This is a genomic window from Candidatus Binataceae bacterium (genome assembly GCA_035508495.1).
In the GTDB taxonomy this organism is placed as follows: Bacteria; Desulfobacterota; Binatia; order Binatales; family Binataceae; genus JASHPB01.
Map to the genome: position 1 here is coordinate 1 of DATJMX010000036.1, position 16,543 is coordinate 16,543.

Consider the following 16,543-nt stretch of genomic DNA (forward strand, 5'->3'; position numbering starts at 1 on the left):
ACCTCATTAAAATATCATCCGGTCCGTGCGTGCTGCCTTCCGCCAGGTAGAAACTGACGGTCGCCGGCCTCAGCCCGCTCGCCCTTACCGTCGCTTGCAGAAACATTTCGCCGCCCGGCGCGCTGCCCGGCGGAACGGGCGCGAGCACGTTCGAAACCGCCACCTGCGCGAATGCAAGCCGCGGCATCGACAGGGCGATCAACCCGACCAACAAGAGTAACGACGCTATGACCTTCGATTGACCCGGGCGGCGATTCGCCGCAAAGTGGCGCGCCGTCGATTTGTCCAATAGCACTGGCAGACACTCCGCTTCCTTTTGATAAGCTCTACTTCCTGTAGGATAGCTTTCACATGAAGTCAAACGCGCTAATCATTTTGAAAGGTACAAGACGCGAAGTGCGCAGCGGTGCGATATTTACCGATGGATTTTTGAGCTAAGCCGCCTTAAGAAGAAAACGAAGAATCACCACCAAGATCACAAATGCACTAAGAAAGGCGGCGCTCGCGCCGCCCTTTAGTGTTTTTCTTTGTGACTTTGTGACCTTCGTGGTTGTTGAATCTGCTGCTGGTGATTCGTTCGCGGTCTCCGTACAGAATGCTCACATGACGCGGCATCACGATGGCAGCGCGGGCGATGCAAACTACGGCGTAATCGGCCAGGGCTACAGCCACTATCGGCGGCCCGAGCCGCGGATCGCTGCGATGATCGGCGAAGCGCTGGGCGATTCGCGAACGGTTCTAAACGTCGGCGCGGGCGCCGGCTCGTATGAACCCGCCGATCGCGTCGTGACCGCGGTTGAGCCGTCGGCGACGATGCGCGCGCAGCGGGGCGCGCATCTGTCTGCGGCGATCGATGCGTTCGCGGACCATCTGCCGTTTGACGATCGCTCCTTCGATGCGGCGATGGCAGTGTTCACAGTGCATCAGTGGCCCGATCTGCGCGCGGGCCTCCGCGAAGTGCGGCGCGTCACGCGCGGACCGATCGTGATCATGGCCGGCGACCCCGACGAGCTCAATCGCTTCTGGCTGAATGAATACGTACCCGAAGTGATCGCGGTCGAAGCGCGCCGCTTTCCTCCTATCTCGTCAATCGTCGAGGCGCTCGGCGCCAGGGCGGAAATTCTGAGCGTCCCGATCCCATTGAACTGTACCGACGGATTCGCGGAGGCGTATTACGGACGCCCCGAAGGCTTGCTCGACCCGGGCGCGCGGCGCGCATGCTCTGCATGGAGCTTCGTCGATTCATCGATCGAAGAGCGGTTGGTGCGAGATCTTACACGCGACCTCGATAACGGCACCTGGGACGTGAATAACGGCCACCTGCGCACGCAAGCAGAGTTTCACGGCTCGCTGAAACTGGTCATCAGCCGTGTGTGATTTCGCGACTATCGAAATTCAGAAGATGACCACCAAGACACGAAGGTAAGACACAGGGGGCACGAAGACGGTCGGCGCTCGCGCCGCCCTTAAAGGTTTTTCCGACTTCGTGCCTTTGTGACCTTCGTGGTTTGACTGGCCGTCTGCGCTCAGGGATTCGCCGCAACTTCGGCGAGTGCGATAGCGTCGAGTGCGATTGATGGCACGTAGTAGGCCTCGGGCGAGCCCCAGACTATTGCGGGCGTAGAGCGGGAGCCGATTGCCAGCGGGTGTTTGAAGACCTGCGCGATGTTGGCGTTGATGCGAAGGCTGTTGGGTGCGACGGGGTCGGCGATTTTGCCGTTGCGAATCAGGTAGGAGTCCCCGCTCACGGTGCAGGTGAAGTCGCCCGCGCGCTGGCCGTTGATTGGATAGGTGTACCAGACGCGACCGATGTAGATGCCGTCGCGCACCGCAGCCAGCAGCGCATCCTCGGCGACGCCGCCGCGCGCCCGCATCACGACGTTAGTTCCCGCCGTGCCAGGATGCCCGTCGAAGCGACGGCCTCCGCCCTCGCCGAGGCGATAGCCGTTGTGTGCCGGGAATTGCAGTTTATCGCCGCCGGCCGAGCCGAGTTTCTCGGCGCGTTCTTCGTCAGTCAGCAGGCGATGCGAATCGTAAACCGTCGAGAGCAGGCCGATGAGCTTGCCGTTGCGAATGAGATCCGTGCGCTGCGCCGCCAGGCCTTCGCACGTGATACGGCGGCGCGCTGCACCCGCGCGATGCGCGGGATCGTCGAACAGGCTAAGCCGCTCATCCATCACGCTCGTGCCGAAGCGGCCATGGTAGGCGGAACTCGCGGCGTGAAACGCGCCCGTCGTGACCGAACCCATCACCATGTAGTTGAGAATCTCGGCAATCGGCTGCGGTCCGAGCACAACGCGGTAAGTGCCTGAGGCTGGCCGCGTTCCGCTTGCGAGACTGAGAGCGCGCTTCACCGCGTCGCGTCCGAGCGTCGCCGCCGAGGCATGCATCGCCTGAGCGGACGAGCCCAGCGCGCTGGCCGTGCCCTTCGCGTCGAGCGATTCGATGAGCGCAGTCACCGACGAACTGAAGTGCGCGCTCTCGTCGGTGCGGATATCTGCGAAGTGCGACGCCGCGATCGCGATACGATCGCGAATCACCGAAACGTCGCCGCCGATGACGAGTCCCGGATGCTCCCGCTTGGCGGCATCGGAGCGCTTGAACGAATCGATCGCGCCGCGCACGACACTCCATGCCGCACTGGCGATCGCTGCATCGCTCACGCGCGCGAGATCGGATTTCTCACCGGCGGGCAGCTTGAGATGGCGCGGCTCCTGGGGAAATCCCGGAAAATGTGGATCGACAACGAGCGCTCGCTTGGCGCGCGCCAGTCCCTTGCGCACCGCGTCGAGGCTGAAGTCGGCGGCTTCGAAGGCGCTGCCAATTTCGTGCGCGTCGCGTTTCATCGCGAGCCGCACCTGCCATCCGTCGGCGTGCAGCGACTTGAATTCCTCGACGCCGCGGCACGGAATGTCGGAGGTGAAATTGAGCCGCGCGATTCGATGCTCGCCGCTCGAGCAATAAATTTCGAATTCGAGCAACTCGCTGTCACGCGCGAGAAGTTTCGCCGCTGCACGCGCAAAGCGCGACAGTTCCGCCGCTTTGAGCATCAGCCGCCCCCGAGCCGCGCCCGCGAGCGCAGCGTCGGCCCGCCGTTCGACATCCGCTTCACCTGCATCGGCTGCCCCTTGCCGCAGTTGGGGATCGCGATGAGCCGCAGATCGTTGCCGACCGCGTCGACGTTCATGAAGAAGCTCTTCGAGTCGGCGATCACGCTGCCCGCGCGATAGAGCTTTCCAAGCCGGCCATGATCGATCTCGTAAACGCGGCGCGCCGAGATGCGGAAGTTCTCGCGCGATTCGGCGATCGACGGTGTCTGATGTCCGCAGACATAGTAGCCGCGCTCGACCTCACCGATGATCTTGTCGGGCGGCGTCTCGCCAGGCATGAAGAACGTGTTCGACATCCGGATGAGCGGCACGTGCCATCCTTCGGACGCCCGCGCGTGGCCGTTGGGCTCCGCGCCGAGCGCGGCGGCAGTGTCGCGCGAGTTGAGAAAGCCGTTGAAGATTCCCTGGTCGATATTGATCACGCGATGGCCGGGCGTGCCCTCGTGGTCGTAGCGATAGTGCCCATAGCCGTCGAGCGTCGGATCGGAGCAGGCAGACAGCAGCGGCGATCCGATGCGATGGCCGATCTGATTCTCCGCGAGCGACTTCAGAAACCAGCTTCGGCCCGCGTACGCCGCTTCCATCTTGAGCGCGCGATCTGCTTCCGACGGATGTCCGACGATCTCGTGCGCCGCGAGCGCGTTGAAGTGCGGATCCGTCACGACCACCACTTCGCCGTCAGTCGCCTTGAGCGCAGGTGCGGCAGCGAGTTCGCGCGCTTCGGTGGCGAGCTCGGTGCAGAAGCCGATGAGATCGCGATTCGGCATCAGCTCGCCGCGCCATCCGTCGGCGATACTCTCGAAGCCGCGCTGTTGACCGATAGTGTCGTAGCTTTCCTGGTGGCCGTCGCCGCTCTGCGCCACGACGTAACAATCGCCCTGCGCAAACGCGGTCGCCTGCGAGATCAGGCTGCCGCTCGTGCTGACAAAGATTTCGTGGCGCAGCTCCGTCATCGCGGCCGCGACGTTGAAAGCGATTTCCTTGCCGAGTCCGGAGACGGCGCGCGAAGCGTCGAGCGCAAGCCGCTTAAGTTCGTCACTATCGAGGCTCCGCGGATCGCGCTTGTAATGCGCCTCGACTTCGTCGCGCACCGGAGCGGGCGGCAGCGAGGCCCGCAGCATGAGCGAATCGGCGCTGGCGCCGAGGCTCTTCGTGAGCGCGGCTTTCTCGCGCGCGCTGAATCGGGCGCGATCGTGCGCCTCGTCGAGCGCGCGCCTGAGCGCCGCAACGAGCTTTGTAGGCGAGCGCGCCAGAGTGCCGACTTCGCCACCGGTCTGGCCGTGCCCCACGACGCCTCCTTGCTCGGCATGCACCGAGATCGCATACGCGGCGGTCGCGCTTTCGTTGGCGTCGCGCGGCTCGCCGTTGGTTGCCGATGCGGACCGGTTGAAGACGACTTCAAAGCGCAGGTCGGCATACGCCGCGCCACGATGCGATTTGGCAAAGCGCGCGAGGAGCGCCGGCCCCTCGCGCTTTAAGTATTCGATCGATTCGAAGAGATCGCTGGACGTGGGCATCGACGAATGGCCGGCGCGGTTAGATCACGCCTTCGCCGCGAAGCGCTTCGCACTGCTGTGCGCTCATCCCGAGCATCTCGCCGAGGACTTCCGTCGTATGCTGTCCGTGCAGCGGCGCGGGCTTCACCTCGACGGGAGAGTCCTCGAGCTTGATCGGACATCCCGGCATCGTGAACTCGCCGCGCGCCGGATGGTTGATCGTCACGATCATGCCGCGCTCTTTCATGTGCGGGTCGTTCAGCAGCTCGACGCTGTCCAGCACCTTTCCGCACGGCACGCCAGCCTCGCCCAGGATGCGCATCACTTCGTGCTTGCTGCGTTGCATGGTCCATTCGTGGATCGCCTCGGTGAGAGCGTCGATATTGGCGGCGCGCGAGCGATGGTCCTTGAAGCGATCGTCGGCCGCCATCTCGGGCTTGCCCATCGCGCGGCACAGGCTCTCCCACATATCGGGCGTGGTGCAGAGAATAAACACGTAGTCATTGTCTCCCCCGGGCGCGCACTTGAAGACGTCACCCGGTCCGGCACTGGTGCGATTTCCCACTCGCGGCGAAGGCTTGTGCGTGATGTAGGTGCCCATCATCGGAACGCGCACAAAATTGAGCACGCACTCCTGCATCGCGACTTCGACCTTCTGCCCGTGCCCGGTGCGCTCGCGCTGGATGTATGCGGCGAGCACTCCAGTCGCGGCGTGGATCCCTGTTCCGGTGTCGCCGATCGTCGGACCCGGCTTGAGCGGTGGCGAGCCCGGAAATCCAGTCAGCGTCATCGCGCCGCCCGTCGCCTGCGCGATCATGTCGAAGCTCTTGAACTTGCTGTACGGCCCATAGGTGCCGAAGCCTTTGATCGTCAGGTAGATGAGCCGCGGATTGATTTCGCGCAGCTTGTCGTAGCCGAGGCCGAGGCCCTCGAGCGTGCCCAGCGAATAGTTCTCCGCGAGGATATCGACTTTCTTCACCAACTCGATAAAAAGCTCGCGGCCCTTGTCAGTCTTGAGGTTGATCGTGACGCTGCGCTTGTTGGCGTTGAGCAGGATGAAGTAGTGCGAATCGACGCCCTGCTTTTCCGTGAGCAGCCATCTGCCCTGCTCGCCCATCTTCGGCGACTCGACTTTGATGACGTCGGCGCCGAGCCACGCGAGCATCTCGGTGCACGAAGTGCCCGCTTCGAACTGGGTCAAGTCGAGGACTTTCACGCCGGCCAGCGCTTTTTCCATCGCGATTCTCCTGCTCAATGGCGCCGTCAGAAGCGGCACCGGTCAACGATGCGGACGGTGATGAACCTTTCTATCGCCCCCGAACGCTATGCGGCAAGCGCGGATGCTTATGTCGTTTGGCCGCGTCTGGTAGATCATGAGAGGAAGCGCATCGCGACCGCATATGACAGAGGCCACAGCCAAGCTTGCTCGCATCCGCGAAGAACTCAACCGGCAATTCCTTGAGCGCGCGGACATGATCGACGGCGCGCTCGTCGCGCTGCTCTCGCGCAGTCACGTGCTGATCATCGGCCCGCCGGGCACGGCGAAGTCGATGCTCGCCGACGAGCTGTGCCGGCGCGTCGAAGGCGCGCAGTACTTCCAGTGGTTGCTGACGAAGTTCAGCACGCCTGAGGAAATTTTCGGCGCCGTCAGCCTGAAGGGCCTAGAGGAAGATGACTATCGGCGGGTCACGGCGCACAAGCTGCCCGAGGCGCATATCGCGTTCCTCGATGAGATCTTCAAGGCCAACTCATCGATCCTCAACGCGCTGTTGACGATCATCAACGAGCGCGTGTTTCACAACGGGCGCGAGCGCGTCGACGTGCCGCTGCTCACGATGTTCGGTGCCTCCAACGAGTTGCCCGACGAAGACGAGCTGACCGCGCTCTACGATCGCTTCATGCTGCGCTTCATCGCGGACTATATCGCCGACGAATTCCGGTTCCTGAGAATGCTCGGCGGGCAGGGGCATGTTCCGCGCACGACGATCACGTTCGGCGAGCTGGCCGAGCTGATTCAAGCGGCTGAAGAAATCGCGATCAGCGGCGTAGTGCTGGAGCTGATCGCCGGCCTGCGCAAGCATCTCGGCTCGCAGCAGATCATCGTGTCGGATCGGCGCTGGAAGAACTCGCTCGCCGTGATGCGTGCGCACGCGCTGCTGCTCGGCCGCGATACTGTCACTGAAGACGACGTGATGTTCCTCGAACACGTGCTGTGGAAGGATCCCGAGGAACGTCCGAAGGTGATCGAAGCGATCAAGCGCCTCGTCAAAGGCTACGAGGAGAAGGCGCAGGAGCTGCTCTTCGAAAGCCGCGAGCTGCGCGAATACGCCGAGGGCCACTGGGAAAGCGACGAGCAGAAGATGCGCGCGCTGACCGAGGTCAATGCCAAGATCGCGCGGATCGTCGCCGAGTTCGAAAAGGTCACCCGCGAAGCGTCGGAAAGCGGGCGCACAATCGCCAATGCCGACGCGATGCGCAACGAAGTCCGCGACATCCAGATGGCGATGCTGCGCCGGAGCCTCGGCGCCTGAGCTGCGATGCCGGCGGAGGAATCGACGCCCGCAATCGTGATCCGCGCGCGCGACTATGCCGATTCGGATCGAATCGTCACGCTGCTCACTCTCGAGGCCGGCAAGCTGAGTGGAATCGCCAAGGGCGCGAAGGCCTCGCGCCATCGCTTCGAGCGCAAGCTCGAGCCCTTCTCGCACGTGATGCTGCATTTCAAGCGGCGCCCGCACGGCCAGCTCGTCTTCATCACCAAGGCTGAAGCGGCGGACCTGCCGCAGCACGTGCTCGACGACGACCTCGGCAAAATCGCGCTCGGCAGCTACATGCTCGAGCTGTCAGATGCGCTCACGACCGAGGAAAGCGAAGCCGCCGAAGCGTATCGCATACTCGAAGCGGGTCTGCGCACGCTCGCAGCGATGTCGCTAAGCGCATCGCTCAAGCAGTCATTCGAATTGAAGATCCTGGGATGGGCGGGCTACGGCCTCGAGTTCGCGCGATGCCGCGTCTGTGCGGAAGCGGTCACGGCGGAAAGCGATGCGATGTATTTCGTGCTCGCGCGCGGCGGAATCGTGTGTACGCGATGCCGCAACTCGATACCCGAGGGCGCAATCAGGATGGGCGCGCTCAGTGCCTATGCGCTCGCGCGCCTTGCGAACGCCACGCTCGCAGACGCGCCGCACCTGCCCGCATCGGGCGCCGAAGGTGCGGCAGCGCTCGCGCGCTTTATTTCATCGATTCTCGATCGCAAGCTGCGCTCGGCAGCGTTCCTCGAATCAATTCTCGGTGGTGGCGCCTGAGCCCGCGATCTGCACATTCGAGTTGTACAGTTCAGGATACTTGTCGCGCAGCGCGTTCAGCTTCGGCCAATCGTTGAAAACGATATATGGATTCTTCGGATGCAGCTCGAAGTAGTTCTGATGATATCCCTCGGCCGGATAGAAATGCTTTAGCGGCACGACTTCAGTGACTATCGGCGCGCCGAAAGTATTTTTCTTATCCGCCTGCGAAATATATTGCTGCGCTTCCTTCTTCTGCTGATCGTTGCTGTAGAAAATCATCGATCGATACTGCGTACCTTCGTCAGGCCCCTGGCGATTCAGCTCGGTCGGATCGTGAGCGACATTGAAGAAGACTTTCAGCAGCTGATCGTAGGAAACCTGCGCCGGATCATAGACCACCTGCACCGATTCGGCGTGGCCGGTCGTCCCCGAGCTCACGATTTCGTAGTGCGCGGTATCGGCGGCGCCACCCGAGTAGCCCGAGGTCACCTGCTCGACGCCCTTGACGTGCTTGAAGACGGCATCGACGCCCCAGAAGCATCCGCCGGAGAAGACCGCCGTATCGGTCGGCGTGGTCGTAGCAGCCTGCGCAGAAGGAACATCGATGACAATGGGATTGAAGGCCATGCCTTGATCATAGGCAACGAGGCCGAAAAGAACGCCCAGACCAAGGACTATTTTCAGAACTGAAAGGCGCGGATTTGCCTCTGACTTCGAAAGCATTGCAAACCTCTCCTCCAATATAACCACCCACGAACCAAATACGTTCCGGAGAGTTTGACGTTGCAGGAAAGTCAGGTATTCGCGAGAAATTCCTTGAGTGCCGCAGCAAATTTCCGGCGGCGGCGCTCGTCGCTGCCGAACTTCAGGAGCGCGTAGCGCTGATCGTAGTCGAGCCGCTGCCAGGCGCTCGCATCGAGCTGAAAGCCGAGCTCGCGGGCGCGATTGATCAGGATCGCGGGCAAGTCCTCGGTCGGCACGGCCGCGACTTGCTGCTCTTTGGACAATTCCGAGGGCGGCTCGCCGGAGCGAGCCTTCACTGCGCTGCGGACGAACTCGGCGAAGTGCTCGCGCTCGGCGGCGCTGTCCGCAGGCATGTCGTTGATCGCGCGCCGCTCGTGCATCTCGAGCGAGAGCCACTGATTGCGGCTGACTTTGATCCTGAGTGCGTCGAGCTTCTGCCGCGCCGCGAGCGGAGGACATGAAAGGTCAGCGTTGAGCTGCCTTTCAAACTCATAATGATGCTTTTCCATTTGCCTGTCCGCCTCTGAGAATTGACGGAACTCGACTAGCTATTGCTTGGAGCGCAGGAACGACGCAACTTCCAAGTTGGGGAGCGCGCAATGCGCCGCCATCCCAGCTTTCTCATAGTAGCGTTGATGATATTCCTCGGCGCGATAGAAAGTCGCCGCGGGCTTGATCTCAGTGACTATTGGGCGGCGGAAGATATGCGCTTCGTCGAGACGCTTCTTCGAGGCCTCAGCAACCGTGCGCTGCTCTTCATCATAATAGAAGATTACTGAGCGATACTGCGTACCGATATCGACGCCTTGGCGATTCGGTGTTGTCGGATCGTGAATGGTCCAGAAGAGATCGAGCAGCTCCTTGAAACTCACGCGGCCCGGATCGTATTCGACGCGCACCACTTCGGCATGCCCGGTCTTGTCGGTACAGACCATGCGGTAGGTGGGATTGTCTACCCATCCGCCCATGTATCCCGACTCGGCCTCGATGACGCCCGGCAGCTTGTGAAAGGCATCTTCGATGCCCCAAAAGCATCCGGCTCCGAAAGCAGCAACTCGCGTCTCTCCCATATTGTCGATCTCCCGGTGGCGGCGCTCAGGCACTCAGCAGGCGCATCATCTGTTCAGGATAGCGTTCACCGGCCGCGATTCCGCGCGGCGCGATTTCATCGATCTTCTTGAGTTCGGCGGCCGTGAACTTGATATCCACGGCACCGGCATTTTCTTCGAGATATTTGCGCCGCTTGGTGCCCGGAATGGTCACGATGTCCTCGCCCTGCGCAAGCACCCATGCGAGCGCGAGCTGCGACGGCGCACATTGCTTTTCAGCGGCCATTTGCTTGATTCGCTCGACGAGCTCCAGGTTCTTTTCGAAATTGTCGCCCATGAAGCGCGGCGAGAAGCGGCGATAGTCGTCGGGCGCGAGGTCTTCGAACTTCTTGAACTGTCCCGTCAGGAAGCCGCGGCCAAGCGGACTGTATGCGACGAAGCCGATTCCCAGTTCGCGGCAAGTCGCGAGGATTTCATCCTCGGGATCGTGGCTCCAAAGCGAATACTCAGTCTGAAGTGCCGCAATCGGATGAACCTTGCAGGCGCGCCGCAGGTTCTGCGGTCCCGCCTCAGACAGTCCAAGGTAGCGAACCTTGCCTTCCTTGACGAGCTGCGCCATCGCGCCGACGGTGTCTTCGATCGGCGTGTTCGGATCGACACGATGCTGGTAGTAAAGGTCGACATGATCGACGCCCAGCCGCTTGAGGCTCGCCTCGCAGGCCTGGCGGACATATTCGGGCTTGCCGCTGATACTGCGAGAGGTCGGGTCGGGACCGCGCACGATCGCGAACTTGGTAGCGATTACGAACTTGTCGCGGCGGCCTTTGACTGCGCGTCCAAGCAGCAATTCGTTTGTATGGGGTCCGTATGCGTCGGCGGTGTCGAAGAAGTTGATACCCAGTTCCAGGGCGCGATCGATCGTCGCCATCGACTCTGTGTCATCGCCGGGGCCATAGAACTCGGACATACCCATGCATCCGAGTCCGACCACAGCGACGCGAAGATCGCTGCGCCCCAGTTGCCGGTGAATCATCGCAACCCTCCAGGCATCGGAAGATTCGTATTAGAACTGCTGAAGCGAGTCCAGCGGCGCGCTACTCATCACCGACACCATGTCGACTATTTCCCAATTTAACAAAGCCGCACGGCGCGGTGAAATCGAATCGCGTGCGATCACTGCCGTGGCTCGCGAAGATTGACCGAGCCCACCGGCACGAAGCGGCGCGAGCCGAACTTCCAGTTGTCGCCGACCTTCACGTACTCGTCTTCATAATAGCCCGATCCGATCCATTCCATCGCGCGCGAGATGCTGCGCAGCTCGACGTAGCATCGCCCGCTCGCCTTGCCGGATCCTTTCAGCTCAACGACGTGGTTATGGATGTAGGGACGCGGCGTCGCGTCGGCCAGCGCCGAAGTGTACATCTTCTTGAGCGCGTCGTGCCCGGTGGTAGTCTGCTCGCGCTCGCGGCCCTTGAAGATGAAAGTCGCGTTGTCGCTGAACAGGCCGACGAGTCCGTCCATGTCGCCGCGCCATACGCAATCACAATAGCGTACGGGCAGATCGCGGATGGCCTCGCGATCGAGAAGCTCAGTTAACAACTGTTCGGTGCTCTTCATGATCGTCCTCGCGCGTCTGCGAATAGAATTCGTTTGCTGTTATGGCTTTCGCACAAGCGGGCAACGATCGTCAAACCTCAATTCTTGATAAGTCGGGGCGAAGCTCTTATAAGTCGGGCACATCTCACCCGCGAGATAATTCCTGCCGCGTCGTTGGTGACTCAGCGCATGAAGATAGAGCCCTTCAAGGTTCATATTCCCGATGAAACCCTCGACGACCTGCGCGCGCGTCTCAAACGCACGCGATGGCCGCGCGACTACGCCAACGACGATTGGCGCTACGGCACCAACCTCGAGTACCTGCGCGAGCTCGTGCAGTACTGGATCGATCGCTACGACTGGCGCGCCGTCGAGCGGCAGATCAACTCGTTCTCGAACTTCAAAACTGAGATCGAAGGCGTTCCGATCCACTTCATCCATGAGAAAGGAAAAGGCCCGAAGCCGATTCCGCTCATTGTCACGCACGGCTGGCCGTGGACCTTCTGGGACATCAACAAGGTCATCCGCCCGCTCACCGATCCGGCCTCGCACGGCGGCGATCCTGCGGACGCATTCGATGTGGTCGTGCCTTCGCTCCCCGGCTACGGATTCTCCACGCCGCTGACGACGCCCGGCATCAATTATTGGCGCACCGCGGATATGTGGGTGACTCTCATGCAGGACGTCCTCGGCTACGGCAAGTTCGCCGCGCAGGGCGGAGACTGGGGCTCGATCATCACGCATCAGCTCGGGCATAAGCACGCTGACAAATTGATTGGCGTGCACATGAACATGGCGATCGATCTGAATCTGTGGGGCGCGAAATTCCCAGGCCCCGATCAGTACGGACCCGATGAGAAGGGATTCTTCGAGCGCTCACTCGCCTTCTTCCAGGAGGGCAGCGGCTACTCCGCGATTCAGACCACGCGTCCGCAGACGATCGCATACGCGCTGAACGATTCGCCCGCGGGCCTCTGCGCGTGGATTCTCGAGAAGCGATGCGCCTGGAGCGATTGCGACGGCAAGGTCGAGAAGCGCTTCACCAAGGATGAGCTGCTCACGACGATGACGATCTACTGGGCGACCGAGAGCTACGGGACCTCGGCGCGCTTTTACTACGAAGCCGTTCACAATTTGTGGAAGCCGTCGCACGATCGTCATCCGACGATCGAAGCCCCGACCGGAATCGCCGTGCTGCCGAAAGAGGTCGTCCTGATGCCGCGCAAGTGGGCCGATGGCTACTACAATCTGAAGCGCTGGACGCGCTTTGAGCGCGGCGGCCATTTCGCACACATGGAAGAGCCCGAAGCGCTGGTCGAAGATATCCGCGCCTTCTTCCGGCCGCTTCGCTAGTTACATGGCGTCGATGCAGAAGCACGAGAATCCCGACGTCGTTGTGTTCGGCGGTGGAATCGGCGGCAGCGCGCTTGCGATCGCGCTCGCACAGGCCGGAATCGCGACGGCGATCCTTGAGAAGACTCTAGCGCACAAAGACCTCGTGCGCGGCGAGTGGATCGCGCCGTGGGGCGTCGCCGAGACTCAGAAGCTGGGTCTCTACGACACGCTACTCAAGGCCGGCGGGCATCATCTGGCGCGGCATATTCCATATGGCGATGACGTCACGCCGGGCGAAGCCGAAGCGCAGAAGCTCGACATGACCGCGTTCGAGAACGCGGGCTTCAAGCCGCCGCTATGCATGCGGCATCCCGTGATGTGCGATCTGCTGAACGCTGAGGCGATCGCCGCCGGAGTCGAACTGCTTCGCGGCATCAATGACTTCGAGTTGACGCTCGAAGCCTCACCGACAGTCCGATTTCATCACGACGGCGCCGAACGAACATTCAAGCCGCGCATAGTAATTGGGGCCGACGGCCGCAACTCCGTCGTGCGGGCACGTGCCGGTATTGAGCTGCATCGCGATCCCATGCATCACCTGATGGCCGGGATGCTGGTGGACGACACGAATGGCTGGCCCGCGGATCTGCAAATCTTCGGCACCGAAGGCAGCGTCAACTTTCTCGCCTTCCCGCAGTCTCTGAGTCGCGTGCGGCTATATATTTGCTACGGCATCGACGACAAGCGCCGCTTTGCCGGTGCTGACAACCAGTCGCATTTCCTCGACGCGTTTCGCCTCACGTCCGTGCCGGGCAGCGAATACCTCGCAAACTCGACTCCTGCCGGGCCGTGTAATTCTTACGGCAACGAAGATACCTGGACCGACGAACCCTATGCGCCCGGCGTGGTTCTGATCGGCGACGCCGCGGGTCACAACGATCCGATCATCGGCCAGGGGCTCTCGATCACTTATCGCGACGTGCGCATCGTGCGCGACCTTATGCTCGAAAATCGCGACTGGTCGCCCGCAACCTTTCGTCCCTACGCCGAAGAACGCCGCGAGCGGATGCGACGCCTGCGCATGACTGCGTCGCAATTATCGATTCTGTACGCCGAGTTCGGGCCACATGCGCGCGAGCGGCGCCTCAAGGTTCGCGAGGAACGCGCACGCAACAATCTTCTCGATCCCGCGGCCGCTACTTTCATCGGTCCCGAGATGCTGCCCCCCGAGACCTTCGACGAGGGCATCCTCGATCGCTTGCGCGCGATGTGATCGCGCTTGATGGAGCACAAGATGAAACTTGGATTGCTATATGAAGTTCAGATTCCGAAACCGTGGACACCCGGAATCGAAGCTCGCACCTATGGCGAAGTGATCGACCAGGTCGTGCTCGCAGACCGGCTCGGCTGGGGCTACGTCTGGGCGGTTGAGCATCATCTGCTGCCGCAATGGTCGCATTGCTCGGCGCCCGAGATTCTCTTCGGCGCGCTCAGCCAGCGCACTTCGAAGATTCGCATCGGCCACGGAATCGCGCTGCTGCCGCGCAACTTCAATCACGCGCTGCGCGTGGCGGAGCGTGCAGCCGTGCTCGATATCCTGACCGGAGGCCGCGTCGAGCTCGGCACCGGCCGCGCAGTCACGCTGCAGGAGCTTGACGGCTTCGAAGTGAACCCGGACGACACGCAGGCGATGTGGTCGGAGGCGGTCGAAATTCTGGTGCGAAGCTGGAAGGACGAGCCGGTCGAGTTCAACGGCAAGTTCTACAAGATTCCGCCCAGCTACGTCGTGCCGAAGCCGATTCAGAAACCGCATCCTCCGATGTGGCTCGCGGGCACCAACCCCGCCACTTTCACGCTCGCGGGCGAGCGCGGCCTCGGCATGCTCGGCTTCGTCACGGGCGCGCCCGAAGATCTCGCCCCGCGTATCAAGGGCTACAAGGAAGCGGTGCGCGACGCGAAGCCGGTGGGAGCCTTCGTCAACAATCAGTCAGCGGTGCTGATCCAGACCTACTGCGCCGAGACCCGAGAGCAGGCGATCCGCGATGTCGAGGGTCCGCTCGAAACCGTTGCGCAGCTTGCCGCGGAGCTGTTCCTGCCGTGGGCCGAGAAAGGCCGCGAGCGCAAGGCGGAGTCATACAAGTATCTGACCCAGCAGCCGGCGGCCGATTCGCGAACCGGCGCGGCGGGAGTCGCGGGCGATGTTAACCAGCGTATCCGCGACGGTATTATCGCGGTCGGAACTCCCGACGATCTGATCAAGCTGTTCCGCATCTACCGCGACATGGGAGTCGATCAGATGCTGACCTGGGTGCAGTTCGGCGGCCTCGAACATGCCAAGATAATGCGCAGCATGGAGCTCATCGGCAAACACGTCATCCCGGAGCTTAACCGCTAGATGATTTCAAGAAAGCAGGTAGTCAACATCCAGAGATGTCGTCACTTGAAGAGCAGCTTGCTCAGTACGTAGAAAAGAAAATCCCTGGCGCGGCCCAGGTGCGGGTCGATCAGCTCGAGCAGATCTCCGGCGGCGCATCGCGGCAGACCTATCGCTTTCGGCTCGGCTACAGCGAAGGTGGAACGGCCCGCGAGCGGCGGCTCATCCTGCGCCGCGATCCGGCCGCGAGCCTGATCGACACCGATCGCAAGGTCGAGTTCGCCGCATACAAGGCATTTTTCGGCACCGAGGTTCCGGTTCCAGAAGTTCTGTGGCTCGAAGACGATCCGAGTCACCTCGGCAGCCCGTTTTTTATCAGCGTCGAGATGACTGGCTTCCAGACCGCGCCCGCGCGCATCTTCATGGAGCCCTACGCGGCTCATCATCAGAAGATGGCCGAGCAGAAGTGGTCTATTCTCGGTGCAATCACGCGTCACGATCCGGCAAAGCTCGGCCTCATCGGCACGATGGAAGCCGTGAAGCCGGAGGACTGCTGGCAGCGCGAACTCGGCTACTGGGAAGGCGTGCTCGATTCCGACGAGCTGATTCCTCAGCCTACGATGCGTGCCGCGATTCGCTGGATGCGCCGCAATCCGCCGCCGCCCGCGCAGAAGGTATGCGTCGTTCACGGCGACTACCGCACAGGCAACTTTCTCTACGACGAGGAGGGGGACATCCGCGGCATCCTCGATTGGGAGATGTCTCATCTCGGCGACCCGCTCGAAGACCTCGGATGGAGTCTCAACCGCGCATGGTGTTGGGGCGGCGACGATCGCCGCGGCGGCCTCGTTCCGCGCGAGCAGGCGATCGCGATCTGGGAAAAAGCCAGTGGCCTGAAAGCCGACCCCGCCGCGATTCATTGGTGGGAGCTGTTTGCCGCGGTCAAAGGCCAAGGCATCTGGGTGTCGAGCGCGCACGCCTGGGAAACCGGCTCGAACAAGGATCCGATCCTGGTGCTCAGCGCGTGGTCGCTGATGAACCTGCAGGATCGCGCCGCACTCGAACTGATGGGGCATCTGAAGTGAGACCGAATATTCCAGTTGTATTTCAGACTGTGGCCGCCGACCTGATGATGCGCGTGCTGCCCGCGATCAGCCCGACCTATCACCAGGGCACAGTCGGTATGATCGCAACGCTGCTGGTGATCGCAGCCGACGAATGGGACCGTGGCGCGAGCCGCCGCCTCGAAGAAAACCAGGCCATGCGTGACCTCTTCCGCAAAGCCGCGCCTGTCGTGAGTGACAAAGCGCTGAGCGATCGCCTCAAGCAGTTAGCAAGCAGCTCGGACACCGACTACCGAGTCTCAGCGCTCGAAGATAACAACTGCGCACTGCGCGCGGCGTTGATCGAACTACATACTCAAATCGAATCGCAATCTGGGAACGAGGCGCGCGAGATCGAAAACGCGATCTGGAAGGAAATAGCAAAGTCAACAGAACGTCGCCGCCTATCGACGGCTGCGTTTTGAACGATGCGGGCATTGCCATTGTGC

At 61.8% G+C, this 16,543-nt stretch carries 17 protein-coding genes; 8 read left to right on the top strand and 9 right to left on the bottom strand.

Going from position 1 to position 16,543, the window contains the following annotated elements; genetic code table 11:
- Positions 1–295, bottom strand: a 295-nt coding sequence (locus VMA09_11955) for a hypothetical protein (GenBank protein HUA34312.1), incomplete at its 3' end; no start/stop codon positions are given.
- 251 nt (positions 296–546) lie between these two features.
- On the opposite strand from VMA09_11955, the gene VMA09_11960 reads away from it, so the two are divergent.
- Positions 547–1,377, top strand: a complete 831-nt coding sequence (locus VMA09_11960) for a methyltransferase domain-containing protein (GenBank protein HUA34313.1) — start codon at positions 547–549, stop codon at positions 1,375–1,377.
- Between the two features lie 149 nt (positions 1,378–1,526).
- Here VMA09_11960 and VMA09_11965 read toward each other — a convergent pair whose 3' ends face one another.
- Genes VMA09_11965 through VMA09_11975 form a run of 3 tightly spaced genes read right to left on the bottom strand, consistent with a single transcriptional unit; the run spans position 1,527 to position 5,843 of the window.
- Entirely contained in the window at positions 1,527–3,050 is a 1,524-nt protein-coding gene (locus VMA09_11965; protein ID HUA34314.1) for a metallopeptidase TldD-related protein, read from the bottom strand.
- Complete coding sequence (locus tag VMA09_11970) at positions 3,050–4,627, bottom strand: TldD/PmbA family protein (protein ID HUA34315.1); 1,578 nt, start codon at positions 4,625–4,627, stop codon at positions 3,050–3,052. Before VMA09_11970 ends, VMA09_11965 begins: the two co-directional genes overlap by 1 nt.
- Before the next feature lie 19 nt (positions 4,628–4,646).
- Positions 4,647–5,843, bottom strand: coding sequence for a CoA transferase (locus tag VMA09_11975; protein ID HUA34316.1), 1,197 nt, complete (start codon positions 5,841–5,843; stop codon positions 4,647–4,649).
- 163 nt (positions 5,844–6,006) lie between these two features.
- Between VMA09_11975 and VMA09_11980 the strand changes: the two genes are divergently transcribed.
- A complete protein-coding gene (locus tag VMA09_11980; GenBank protein ID HUA34317.1) occupies positions 6,007–7,137 on the top strand; it encodes an AAA family ATPase in 1,131 nt (376 codons plus the stop codon).
- Positions 7,138–7,143: 6 nt separating this feature from the next.
- Positions 7,144–7,911 carry a DNA repair protein RecO gene (gene recO / locus VMA09_11985; GenBank protein ID HUA34318.1) on the top strand — a complete coding sequence of 256 codons (768 nt, stop codon included), beginning with the start codon at positions 7,144–7,146 and terminating at the stop codon, positions 7,909–7,911.
- Here recO and msrA (VMA09_11990) read toward each other — a convergent pair.
- The 5 genes from msrA (VMA09_11990) to VMA09_12010 all read right to left on the bottom strand — a co-directional run bounded on the left by msrA (VMA09_11990) (position 7,888) and on the right by VMA09_12010 (position 11,303).
- The gene (gene msrA / locus VMA09_11990) at positions 7,888–8,616 is read right to left on the bottom strand and encodes a peptide-methionine (S)-S-oxide reductase MsrA (protein HUA34319.1); all 729 of its coding nucleotides are present in this window, start codon (positions 8,614–8,616) and stop codon (positions 7,888–7,890) included. The two genes, recO and msrA (VMA09_11990), sit on opposite strands and share 24 nt — an antisense overlap.
- Positions 8,617–8,687: 71 nt before the next feature.
- The gene (locus VMA09_11995) at positions 8,688–9,146 is read right to left on the bottom strand and encodes a nitrate reductase associated protein (GenBank protein ID HUA34320.1); all 459 of its coding nucleotides are present in this window, start codon (positions 9,144–9,146) and stop codon (positions 8,688–8,690) included.
- 39 nt (positions 9,147–9,185) lie between these two features.
- Positions 9,186–9,707 carry a peptide-methionine (S)-S-oxide reductase MsrA gene (msrA, locus tag VMA09_12000; GenBank protein HUA34321.1) on the bottom strand — a complete coding sequence of 174 codons (522 nt, stop codon included), beginning with the start codon at positions 9,705–9,707 and terminating at the stop codon, positions 9,186–9,188.
- 25 nt (positions 9,708–9,732) lie between these two features.
- Complete coding sequence (locus VMA09_12005) at positions 9,733–10,719, bottom strand: aldo/keto reductase (protein HUA34322.1); 987 nt, start codon at positions 10,717–10,719, stop codon at positions 9,733–9,735.
- 140 nt (positions 10,720–10,859) lie between these two features.
- A complete protein-coding gene (locus VMA09_12010; GenBank protein HUA34323.1) occupies positions 10,860–11,303 on the bottom strand; it encodes a nuclear transport factor 2 family protein in 444 nt (147 codons plus the stop codon).
- A 168-nt stretch (positions 11,304–11,471) separates the two neighbouring features.
- On the opposite strand from VMA09_12010, the gene VMA09_12015 reads away from it, so the two are divergent.
- Genes VMA09_12015 through VMA09_12035 form a run of 5 tightly spaced genes read left to right on the top strand, consistent with a single transcriptional unit; the run spans position 11,472 to position 16,519 of the window.
- Positions 11,472–12,635, top strand: a complete 1,164-nt coding sequence (locus VMA09_12015; protein HUA34324.1) for an epoxide hydrolase — start codon at positions 11,472–11,474, stop codon at positions 12,633–12,635.
- 4 nt (positions 12,636–12,639) lie between these two features.
- Positions 12,640–13,890: an NAD(P)/FAD-dependent oxidoreductase gene (locus tag VMA09_12020; GenBank protein ID HUA34325.1), complete on the top strand. Its 1,251-nt coding sequence runs from the start codon at positions 12,640–12,642 to the stop codon at positions 13,888–13,890.
- Between the two features lie 21 nt (positions 13,891–13,911).
- On the top strand, positions 13,912–15,012 hold the full coding sequence (locus tag VMA09_12025) for an LLM class flavin-dependent oxidoreductase (protein HUA34326.1): 1,101 nt from the start codon (positions 13,912–13,914) through the stop codon (positions 15,010–15,012).
- 35 nt (positions 15,013–15,047) lie between these two features.
- Positions 15,048–16,076: a phosphotransferase family protein gene (locus tag VMA09_12030; GenBank protein HUA34327.1), complete on the top strand. Its 1,029-nt coding sequence runs from the start codon at positions 15,048–15,050 to the stop codon at positions 16,074–16,076.
- Complete coding sequence (locus tag VMA09_12035) at positions 16,073–16,519, top strand: hypothetical protein (protein HUA34328.1); 447 nt, start codon at positions 16,073–16,075, stop codon at positions 16,517–16,519. Before VMA09_12030 ends, VMA09_12035 begins: the two co-directional genes overlap by 4 nt.
- Positions 16,520–16,543: the final 24 nt, after the last annotated feature.

Coding starts and splice junctions, on each gene's coding strand:
- VMA09_11965 (HUA34314.1), bottom strand. CDS start 3,050: ATGCTCAAAGCGGCGGAACTGTCGCGCTTTGCGCGTGCAGCGGCGAAA.
- VMA09_11970 (HUA34315.1), bottom strand. CDS start 4,627: ATGCCCACGTCCAGCGATCTCTTCGAATCGATCGAATACTTAAAGCGC.
- VMA09_11975 (HUA34316.1), bottom strand. CDS start 5,843: ATGGAAAAAGCGCTGGCCGGCGTGAAAGTCCTCGACTTGACCCAGTTC.
- VMA09_11980 (HUA34317.1), top strand. CDS start 6,007: ATGACAGAGGCCACAGCCAAGCTTGCTCGCATCCGCGAAGAACTCAAC.
- recO (HUA34318.1), top strand. CDS start 7,144: ATGCCGGCGGAGGAATCGACGCCCGCAATCGTGATCCGCGCGCGCGAC.
- msrA (HUA34319.1), bottom strand. CDS start 8,616: ATGCTTTCGAAGTCAGAGGCAAATCCGCGCCTTTCAGTTCTGAAAATA.
- VMA09_11995 (HUA34320.1), bottom strand. CDS start 9,146: ATGGAAAAGCATCATTATGAGTTTGAAAGGCAGCTCAACGCTGACCTT.
- msrA (HUA34321.1), bottom strand. CDS start 9,707: ATGGGAGAGACGCGAGTTGCTGCTTTCGGAGCCGGATGCTTTTGGGGC.
- VMA09_12005 (HUA34322.1), bottom strand. CDS start 10,719: ATGATTCACCGGCAACTGGGGCGCAGCGATCTTCGCGTCGCTGTGGTC.
- VMA09_12010 (HUA34323.1), bottom strand. CDS start 11,303: ATGAAGAGCACCGAACAGTTGTTAACTGAGCTTCTCGATCGCGAGGCC.
- VMA09_12015 (HUA34324.1), top strand. CDS start 11,472: ATGAAGATAGAGCCCTTCAAGGTTCATATTCCCGATGAAACCCTCGAC.
- VMA09_12020 (HUA34325.1), top strand. CDS start 12,640: ATGGCGTCGATGCAGAAGCACGAGAATCCCGACGTCGTTGTGTTCGGC.
- VMA09_12025 (HUA34326.1), top strand. CDS start 13,912: ATGAAACTTGGATTGCTATATGAAGTTCAGATTCCGAAACCGTGGACA.
- VMA09_12030 (HUA34327.1), top strand. CDS start 15,048: ATGTCGTCACTTGAAGAGCAGCTTGCTCAGTACGTAGAAAAGAAAATC.